This window comes from Paractinoplanes polyasparticus, assembly GCF_019710575.1.
Taxonomy (GTDB): domain Bacteria; phylum Actinomycetota; class Actinomycetes; order Mycobacteriales; family Micromonosporaceae; genus Actinoplanes; species Actinoplanes polyasparticus.
This window is the reverse complement of sequence record NZ_JAHWFK010000102.1, coordinates 1-8,665: the sequence shown is the minus strand read 5'-3', so window position 1 is coordinate 8,665 and position 8,665 is coordinate 1. Positions and strand designations below refer to the sequence as shown.

The window sequence follows — 8,665 nt, the reverse complement described above, 5'->3', positions numbered from 1 at the left end:
CGCGACCGCGATCGTGCAGGCCATCCTCGTCCTGCACCACGTCGAGTCACCGCGTTACGCAGGATGAAAATGGCTCAAGGACGGCGCCTGGCACGACTCCGATCGTGTGCGGCAGATAACCGGCTGTAAAACGCCGGAAGTCGTCGACGGCGGCCGCCGAGCCGGGCTTCGAATCCGAAGCCGTGACTCCCGGATCCGGGATGTCGTCGTGAGCAACTTCCGTTCGGTGACTGGGGTCCGAGCCTCCGTCGTCCTGGACGACCCGGGAGAGCTGCATATCTATTCCGTCCGGCGCGGTGTCTGGACCCTGCGTCAGGGTGCGAAATCCGTCGTCGTCGGTGCCGGGCAGTTCCTGGCCGTATCAGCAGCACGGACGTCCGGTTACGAAACTGCCCCGGATACCACTGCCGCAGCGGTCCGTCTGCCGCTGGACTCCGTCGGTGGCTCCGGGCGACCCGTGACCCTGACCGGCTCGGCCGGCACACGGGAACTGCGGCTACTCATGGCCCACGCTCAGTTGCTGCACGAAACGGTCGAGGGACTGACGGCGATCGGCGCGAACGCCGCCCGTAACGCACTGGTCGAGCTGGCTCGGGGCATCCTCCACAGTGACACCGACCCGGCCGAGACCGCCCTACAGCCCGCGCTGGCCCGGGCAGCCCGTGAATTCGTGGACCAGGGGCTCATCGACCCGGAGCTCAGCCCTGCGCTGCTCGCCCGGGAGCTGCATGTGTCGGTCCGCACCCTCAGCCGGGCGTTCGCGAGCACCGGGGAATCAGCCGCCGCCTACATCCGGCGCCGCCGGCTCGAGGCGGCCCGTCAGGCGCTGACCGCCGGCCTCTCCGTCACCGAGGCCGCGGCTCGATGGCAGTTCGCGGACAGTAGCCACTTCATCCGGAACTTCCGCAGGAGCTTCGGCGAGACCCCGGCTCAGTTCGCCCGCCGCTGCAACAGGCCTCCCGACGCCTGAGGACCGCCCCGGCCACATGCGTTTGGACGGCTCCGTCACCTCATCGGTTGCCGCTCATGCCGAGCGGATGCGGCAGATTCAGTCGGCACGGCGTCGAGGGCGTCGTGGGTGAGATCGTCGGGGTGTGCGGCGAGGCGGGCGAGGAGTTGGGCCGCGCGGCTGGTCCGGGCCATTCGAGGACTGGTACGGGTTGTCGGCGTTGCCCAGCACGGCGGCGACCGGGATCAGGCGTCCGGGAACGACGTCGTTGTCGGCGGACAGCAGACCAGCGAAACCGGTGTGCAAGCCGCAGCGCGGACCACCCGGATCCGCGCGGGGTGGCGTACTGGCACCCAACCACGCCCCGTTTGCCCTCGCGGAGCAATTCGCGACGCTGGCGGCGCTGAATCCGGACCGTATCGACATGGGTATCGGCCGGGGCCCGGGGACCTTCGACGAGTCGGCATTGCGCCGCGGGGCTGAGCCCGGCACGGGCGAGGTGTACGCCCAGGGCCCGGCAAAGTCGTCAGATGATGCCGAGTAGCGCCAGTGTGCGGGTGTTGTCGCGGGCGTGATGCCGGTTGGCGGCGGCGGTGTTGTTGATTCCGGCGGTGCGTAGCGCTCCAATGGCGGCGGTGCGTAGGGCGGCCATGACTTGCGGACCGTTGCCGGTGCGGGTCTGGGATCGGTCTTCGTCGTAGGTGACGTCGCGGACCCAGTGGACGGCGTTCTCGATCGACCAGTGGCTGCGGATCCAGGCGGCCAGCTGGTGCGGTTTGGCCTGGTGAACGCGCAGGTCGGTGATGGCGTAGGCAGTTCCGGTGGTGAAGCGTTGCGGTTCGTCGAGCCGTCGTCTGCGACGGCGGATCTGCAGGGCCTGGGCGGCGTGGGGGAACGCGATGCCGGTAGAGAGGGTCAGGATCTTCAGGGTGCGGAACTCGCGGCGGCAGTGCCCGCGGTCGTCGTGGCGGGTGGCGTCGACGTGCCGCCAGGGCAGAGCGGCGAGTTGTTTTTGCAGGCTGGGCTGGTCGCCTTCGCCGGTCAGTATCCAGTGCGCGCCGCGTTCGGCGAGGTAGGTGACGTGGTCACGCTGGCAGTGCAGGGAAATAGCCTCCCTGCCTATCGGAGCGTGAGGATTGTGGGTGCCGAAATTCCAAACCAGTGCCGCAGGGCCTCGTCGATCTCGTCGGCGTTCTTCAATCTCTTTCGCATCGTCTGCCCGCCTTCTTCATGAATAAGAAGCTTTCCCGACAGCGTCACCCGTCCTCGATCGGTTGCGCGGCTGCATAGAAGTCTCTTCATGAGCAGTGAAGTCGGTTCCCGTCGATACGCCTCCTCGTGGACGACCGCTTCGTTCAGGTCGATCTCTCGGCGGTCCATGCGAACGAAAGTGACGCCGTTCCGGCTGACGTCGAAACTGTCCCGCGTGGCGGGGGTGACGGAGTACCTGCCGTGTGAGTCGTTCTGCACTGCCTGATGGTCGATGCGCAGCGGACGCAGGCTCGCGTCGAAATGCCCGACATCGACGTAGCGGTGTTCGTCGCCATCCAGCCGGACCCGGGCGGCGACATGTGAAATTCCCGGCGTGAAGTTGCCGTTCCGGCAAACCCGGCCCAGCAGCAGGGAGCCATCGAAGCCGAGTCCTCGCAGCAGCAGCAGGAAGGCGGAATTAAGTTCCATGCAGTTGCCGCCGCGCCCTCCGAAAACAATTTTTTCTACGGACTGATCACCACCAGTAACGGGTTCGCCGAGGTGGTATGCGAGATTTTCAAAAGGCACGGCACGCAGGTGCATCGAGTGCAGATATGTTAGCGCCGAACGGTCTGAGCGCAACGGACGGGATGCACCGATACGGGCGAGGTAGGCGTCGACAGTGGCCTTATCCATCATTGAACTCGGACAAAGGGTCGTGGCCGAAGATCCAGGCTGTGTCGAGCAGCGCTTGCGTTCCCTGCGACGTCGGGGGCTTCGCCGAGTATTGCTGGATTGCGGACACCCGTGGGCGGCGGAGTTGTTCGTAGCGCTGCAGAGCGAGTGTGGCGTCGCTGAATGTCGCTTGACTCAGGCAGCCGGCGAGCGTCATGGCATCCTCGATGCCCTGGTTCGCGCCCTGAGCCAGGAAAGGAAGCATAGGGTGCGCCGCATCGCCGGCCAGGGTGACGAACTGACCGCTCCATGGGAAGTCGCCGCTGCGGAGATGCAGGCCCCATTTGGTGAGTGAATCGGCCGCGCTGATCAGGTCGAGTACAACCGTGTCCCATCCCGCGAAGGCGGCCCGAGCGTCACCGACACGTGCGGGCGTCGACCAGGATTCCCGTGACCACGCTTCGTCCGCGGTGACGGCCACGATATTGATGAGTGAGCCCGCGGCGACTGGGTAACTGACGACGTGCTTTCCCTCGCCGACCCAGATCACGGACTTGCGCTCGCCGTCACGGAACGGGGCCTGCGCGGTGGCGGGTGCGAGACCTCGATAGACGGTCTGCCCGGAATAGTGCGGCTCGTCGGCGAAACTTGAGCCGCGGACCGTCGAGCCGATGCCGTCCGCTCCGACCACCACATCGACGGTGATGTTGCTGCCGTCGGCGAACACGACCTGAGCGCCGTTGTCCCGTTCGATCACCTCAACGCAGGTGCTGCCGAGGTGGACTGAGCCGGCCGGGACCAGATCGACGAGTGCGTTATGCAGATCGGCCCGGTGCATCAGGTAGTACGGTGCTCCGAACAGCCGTTCACAGTCATCGCCGAGCGGGATCCAGGAGACAACATTTCCATTTTTCCAATGGCGTACCTCAACGCCATCGGACCGCACCGCCGTACCCGCCAGTTCCGTGTCGAGACCAAGCCGGCGGAGGAGCCGGACAGCGTTCGGAGACAGCTGGATCCCGGCGCCGATGCGTCTGAAGCTCGCTGCCCGCTCGAAAACGCAACACGTGATGCCCGCTCGTCTGAGGGCGGCGGCGAGCGTCAGCCCGGTGATGCCGGCACCGATGATGGCGACCTTCATTTTTCGATGCAGAATTCGTCGATCGGATAGCCGACGTGGCGGTCCGCTTGGGGCAGGTAGCCGAGGATCTTGTCGCCCGCCTTCAGTTCGGTGCAATTGTGGACGGTCCCACCGGGCCCCAGAACACGCACATGCCAGTCGTCCTGCAGAATCAGGTTGACCTCGGTGCCGTCAGGTGCGACGGCGTCGACGGACAGCAGTGGACGTGATTCAATCTTCACTCGGCCGACGGTGGAGACGCGGGTCTTGCCGTTGATGTCGACGGCCAGCACCTTCGAACCCGCCCGCAGTTCGCTGAGGTACTGCGTCCGTTCCTGGTCGGCCAGCGTGTAGGAATGGATCGCGCCGGCGTTCACCCGGAATGGCCGGGTCGGCATGTAGGGCAAGGGATGGGTCTCGCTGACGCAAAGCACCATCCCCTTGGAATGGGAGCCGACCAGGATGCCCTCGTCCTTGCGGAAGTAGGTGCAGGTATCGACGCAGACGCGCTCACCCATACCGACATGAGACGTACGTAATACCTCCAACTCCACCAGCGATACGTCGGGCGAGGAGCTGGCGGCGGCCTCGATCACCTTCGCAACGTCACCGACCCCGATCGGGCGGATCAGGACGCCAGAACCGTGCTCGAGGACTCCGAACACCACTTCCGCCTCGGTTACATCGGCCGCTACGGTCACGATGCCACCGTCCGCCGCCGCCGCGGCCGCCAGCACGATCTCCAGCGGAATCTTGGTGGGGTCGCGGAACAGCAGGATGCTCCACGGTTCCGACTTCGCAGACTGGCACGCGAGCTCCAGCGTCGCCGCGTCCGTTATCTCCACGAACGACGCGAACCTCGGACCCGCTTCGGTGACGTCCAGGGTCGAGCGATCGGCCACGACGAGGTCGCAGTCGCCCGCATCCTCAGGCAGCCGCCCATCTGTGGGGAAGTAGACCTTCATGATCGTCGGCGGTAGACCGGCCAGATCGGAGAGGCTGTCGCTGACAATTGCCGAGGCACGATGATGAATTGCCTCGGTGACGATCGCCGGCTTCAGATCTCCGGTGTTCCGGATATCGATCCAGACTTCTTTCATGCCATAACTCCTTCAGCGATTTTGTCCTGGCCATACTGATGTACGAGCGAGCTGAGAATTTTGGTCATCCGACCCGGGTCGGGTGCTTCGAATATCGATCGTCCGACGGAAAGTCCGGCGACGCCGGCAGTCAAGGCCTTCTGGGCCAGGACTTTGACGTCATCGTCGTCGTCGGGCCGCGGACCACCTGCCACGAGGATCGGGATGGGACAACCGGCGACGACCTGGCCCATTTCTTGAACGGACCCCGCAAAAGGCAGTTTCACCAGGTCGGCACCCAGCTCAACGGCGATGGATGCAATATGAGCGATCAGTTCGGGCGGCGCAGGATCAGCAATCTTGGGACCCCGGGGATACATCATCGCCAGCAATGGCATGTTCCACTCGTCACAAGCCGCCGCAACCTGCCCCAAGTCGCGAAGCTGCGCGGCCTCCTCACTCGAGCCGACGTTGACGTGCACGCTGACCGCGTCGGCGCCGAGTCGCAACGCTTCGATGACGCTCGTCACCAGTACCTTCTGGTCGGGATCCGGAGCGTGGGAGCTGCTGGCACTTAAATGGACGATGAGCGATAAGTTAGCGAATCGAAATGGGTCTATCTGACGCAGGCTTCCCTTGTGGAGCACAACTGCGTCGGCGCCGTTCCGAGAAAGAGTGTCTACGAGATTGTCCAAACCGCGTTTGCCGACTGCGAGGGGTCCATCAGAAATCGGATGATCCATTGGCACGACAAGCAAGCGCTGGTTGCCGGACTTGGCTAGCCTCCTTAACCGCATGTCACGAGCAAATGAAACTCCGTACGCCATTCTGGATCTTCCCTCCTGTAAATCGCCCGTACAGAACCGTGCTGCAGCCGTGATGACGAGGAGGTTTGCTCGAGCGTTCATGAAAGTGGTCCTTTGGGGCGGTCTATACGGGTACTCCCAGCTCAGAATCCGTGTGACATGAGTCACTAATCGATTTGCAGGTGATTGCGTCGTTGCCTGCCGGATCGGCGACGACCGCGGCGTACCGGTGTTCTTGGACAACCGACCACGGAGCTTGCCCCGCGGCTGACGGCGACCGGCGTCACCTGCCACCGCCTGCGCAGACGCCAAGATCTCAAGTCGAACCGCAAGCCGCAGCAGCGGACGTAGGGTGAACAAGCGTCCAACAAAGACAGACTTTGCGTCCGGTCGTGGGTGCGAGCTTCGGTGCGCTCGACGCGACCGTCGCGATATTCGCCTCGGGCCGCAAGCCGTTCCTGACCTCGTACGCGCGGATGGGCGAGTCTCCAGGCGCGCGTCACTGGCTTGCTGACGCGGCAAGCCGCGTGCATCGAGCCGACCGCATGATGCTGGCCGTCGCGGCGGCCCTCGGCGAGGGAGGCGAACCGGCCGAACTCGACGCTGGCCGCCTGCAGCTCGACCTCAGCCGGTCGGCCCAGGACTGCCGGTCAGCGCTGGACCGGATGCTCGACCTGCACGGCGCGAGCGGCTTCCGCATGACCAGCCCGGTGCAGCGGTTGTGGCGCGACGTATCCGTCGGCAGCCGCCACCCGTTCCTGACCGAATACCTCGCTATCGAGGCCCATGGTCGCGTGTTGACCGGCTGAGCAACCGCCGTTGCTTCTGGCCGCCCCGAAAGTTCTTCAGCGAGGAAGAATCATCGATCGCGCCCCTCCCGTAGTCGTCATCACCGGTGTGAACCGGGGGCAGGGCCGCGCCTTCAGCGCCGAGCTCGATTCCTTCGCAGAATGCGACAACACAATCGTCGCGTCGATGTCCAGCACCAACCCCGCCGGCACCCGGCCGAGGACCGTGGTCGCCGGCAACGAGCGGCGCGTCTCGAGCAACCGCAAACAGGCCGGCTCCCGCGCGGCGGACCGAGCGGCCCGCAACCGGGCCGGGGCCACGGTGTCGACGCTGTTGAGGACCCGCCGCGCCCTCTGACCCGAGGTCACCGGCCCGAACAGACCCGGCTGCTGACGCAGCACCGCCAGATCGGCGACGGCCTCACCGCCGTCGGCCGGCAACACCGCAAGATAGACCGCGACGCGGCCCGGCTCGTGTGTCTGACGACAAACCTTCGGACGCGAGCCGCACGCTGCACCTTGAAAGTGCCTTCCGTGCGGGACGATCAGGGCCTTAGGCGTCCCAGATCTTCCCAGATCAGAAGGGCGCAGCGCGCAAGCATCGCCTCCGCTGCTGCCTGCCACGCAAATGTGTGATCGAGTGGGCCGGTATCGTCCTGCGCCACGTCAGACGCCGGCCGTCGGATGCGCGGGCGACAACGGTGAACCGTGGTGGATCACTCCACGTCGTAATGGCCGTGACCAACTCCCAGATCCCCTCCGTGCGCTACGCGGACCTGTCGTACGACAAAGTCGATGGAACGAGCTGACGCTGCGACCGACCGACATCGTGATAACAACCCGGTGAAGGCCTGTACCAGTACATAACTTATCGGGATCAGTTCGCTCTTTGCCGCCACAATCGCTGGGCCGACCGACGCGACGGCCCGCCTGTCATCTCCTGGAGTTGCCGTGTTCATCGCCTACGTCGTCATCGCTGTCCTGCTGTCCCTGGTGTTGCTCCTGTCGGCCCGTGGCGACATCATGCGCGACCCGAAGATCATCGAGCCGATCAAAGCGCTCGGGGTGCCGGACAGCTGGTTCCTGCCCCTCGGCCTGGTCAAGATCGCAGGACTACTGGGACTGCTCGCCGGCATCGTCTACCGCCCGCTGGGCATCGCGGCGGCGATCGGTGTCGTCCTCTACTTCCTGGGTGCCGTGATTACCCACCTGCGGGCGGGCGACAAGAAGACCGTCGCCACGCCGGCCGTCATCATGCTCGTCGCCGTGGCGGCTGTGGCACTGGGCATCGCCACAGCCTGATACTGCAACGACACTTGGATGAGTGGATAGCCGCGGCGTTTGCAGAGGCTGAGGCGAGCCCGGTGTTGGCGTCTGCATCGTCGGTGTGACCACCACCGGGCGTGTTTGTGCTGGTGAGGCGGAGGGTTAGGGCCCGACGATGGATTGTCTGGTCGGCGGTTGACGGTGAAGCCGGCTGTGCTGCGGCCGCATCTGGATGAGCGGCAGTGGCGGTTACTGCTGGGCGCCGTGGCGGTGGTGATCGGCCGGGCGGTATCGCGTTGGTGGCTTGATTGTCGGGGACATCACGGACCACGGTAGGGCTGTGGTGAGTGAGGTCCGGGCGGGTGTTCCGCCGGACGGTCAGGCGGGCGCCGGGCGCGGCCGGTCTTCGGCCGAGCAAAGTCAGCCGGGCCCTGTCGAGGCGTTGGACGCTTCGGTCTCGCCGGAGACTCGCGGGGATCCGATGTCGCCGTTGCGGCGGACGACGCAGTCTTCGAAGTGGTTGATGAGCGGGTTGTATGCCAAGGGTTTTACCGTCGATCGTCGGCCGGCCGCCTGTTCGCACAGGTGCGCGGGCGTGCCGGTTCCGATCTGAAGGAGGCGTCCCGCGTCTGCCAGACCAGCTGCGAGGGATGGGTCTGAGCGGCATGTGCCAGCCCTGACGGGACCGGTTCCTGCTGAACTGGAGTAATCTCTCTAGTGTCGTGAGTCGTTAATGCGGGTGCAGTAACGCTTGATGGATTCGAGGATCTGGTCGGCGGTCTTGGTCCAGA

10 protein-coding genes are annotated in these 8,665 nt (G+C 65.2%); 4 read left to right on the top strand and 6 right to left on the bottom strand.

What is annotated here, in order from left to right; genetic code table 11:
- Positions 1-106 precede the first annotated feature (106 nt).
- Together KXC43_RS53170 and KXC43_RS53660 are read left to right on the top strand one after the other, a co-directional pair.
- Positions 107-970 (top strand): helix-turn-helix domain-containing protein, encoded by an 864-nt coding sequence (locus KXC43_RS53170; protein ID WP_221383401.1) that lies wholly within the window; start codon positions 107-109, stop codon positions 968-970.
- A gap of 124 nt (positions 971-1,094) precedes the next feature.
- A complete protein-coding gene (locus KXC43_RS53660) occupies positions 1,095-1,493 on the top strand; it encodes an LLM class flavin-dependent oxidoreductase (protein WP_438870966.1) in 399 nt (132 codons plus the stop codon).
- Here KXC43_RS53660 and KXC43_RS50080 read toward each other — a convergent pair.
- Genes KXC43_RS50080 through KXC43_RS50060 form a run of 5 tightly spaced genes read right to left on the bottom strand, consistent with a single transcriptional unit; the run spans position 1,476 to position 5,811 of the window.
- A complete protein-coding gene (locus KXC43_RS50080) occupies positions 1,476-2,051 on the bottom strand; it encodes an ISAs1 family transposase (RefSeq protein WP_255646219.1) in 576 nt (191 codons plus the stop codon). The genes KXC43_RS53660 and KXC43_RS50080 overlap by 18 nt on opposite strands.
- 17 nt (positions 2,052-2,068) lie before the next feature.
- Positions 2,069-2,836: an arylamine N-acetyltransferase family protein gene (locus tag KXC43_RS50075; RefSeq protein ID WP_255646216.1), complete on the bottom strand. Its 768-nt coding sequence runs from the start codon at positions 2,834-2,836 to the stop codon at positions 2,069-2,071.
- On the bottom strand, positions 2,829-3,956 hold the full coding sequence (locus KXC43_RS50070; RefSeq protein WP_221383399.1) for an FAD-dependent monooxygenase: 1,128 nt from the start codon (positions 3,954-3,956) through the stop codon (positions 2,829-2,831). The genes KXC43_RS50075 and KXC43_RS50070 overlap by 8 nt, the downstream gene beginning before the upstream one ends.
- Positions 3,953-5,035, bottom strand: a complete 1,083-nt coding sequence (locus tag KXC43_RS50065) for a 3-dehydroquinate synthase II (protein ID WP_221383398.1) — start codon at positions 5,033-5,035, stop codon at positions 3,953-3,955. Before KXC43_RS50065 ends, KXC43_RS50070 begins: the two co-directional genes overlap by 4 nt.
- Entirely contained in the window at positions 5,032-5,811 is a 780-nt protein-coding gene (locus KXC43_RS50060) for a 2-amino-3,7-dideoxy-D-threo-hept-6-ulosonate synthase (RefSeq protein WP_255646218.1), read from the bottom strand. Before KXC43_RS50060 ends, KXC43_RS50065 begins: the two co-directional genes overlap by 4 nt.
- A gap of 401 nt (positions 5,812-6,212) precedes the next feature.
- Between KXC43_RS50060 and KXC43_RS50055 the strand changes: the two genes are divergently transcribed.
- Positions 6,213-6,629, top strand: coding sequence for an acyl-CoA dehydrogenase family protein (locus tag KXC43_RS50055; protein ID WP_308129627.1), 417 nt, complete (start codon positions 6,213-6,215; stop codon positions 6,627-6,629).
- Positions 6,630-6,665: 36 nt separating this feature from the next.
- Here the strand turns inward: KXC43_RS50055 and KXC43_RS50050 are convergent, their stop codons facing one another.
- Entirely contained in the window at positions 6,666-7,049 is a 384-nt protein-coding gene (locus tag KXC43_RS50050; protein WP_221383395.1) for a hypothetical protein, read from the bottom strand.
- A 510-nt stretch (positions 7,050-7,559) separates the two neighbouring features.
- Between KXC43_RS50050 and KXC43_RS50045 the strand changes: the two genes are divergently transcribed.
- Entirely contained in the window at positions 7,560-7,910 is a 351-nt protein-coding gene (locus KXC43_RS50045; protein WP_221383394.1) for a DoxX family protein, read from the top strand.
- Positions 7,911-8,665 lie beyond the last annotated feature (755 nt).

Bases quoted from the DNA above. Each gene is read 5' to 3' on its own strand.
- KXC43_RS50060 (WP_255646218.1), bottom strand. From the start codon at position 5,811: ATGCGGTTAAGGAGGCTAGCCAAGTCCGGCAACCAGCGCTTGCTTGTC.
- KXC43_RS50065 (WP_221383398.1), bottom strand. From the start codon at position 5,035: ATGAAAGAAGTCTGGATCGATATCCGGAACACCGGAGATCTGAAGCCG.
- KXC43_RS50075 (WP_255646216.1), bottom strand. From the start codon at position 2,836: ATGGATAAGGCCACTGTCGACGCCTACCTCGCCCGTATCGGTGCATCC.
- KXC43_RS50070 (WP_221383399.1), bottom strand. From the start codon at position 3,956: ATGAAGGTCGCCATCATCGGTGCCGGCATCACCGGGCTGACGCTCGCC.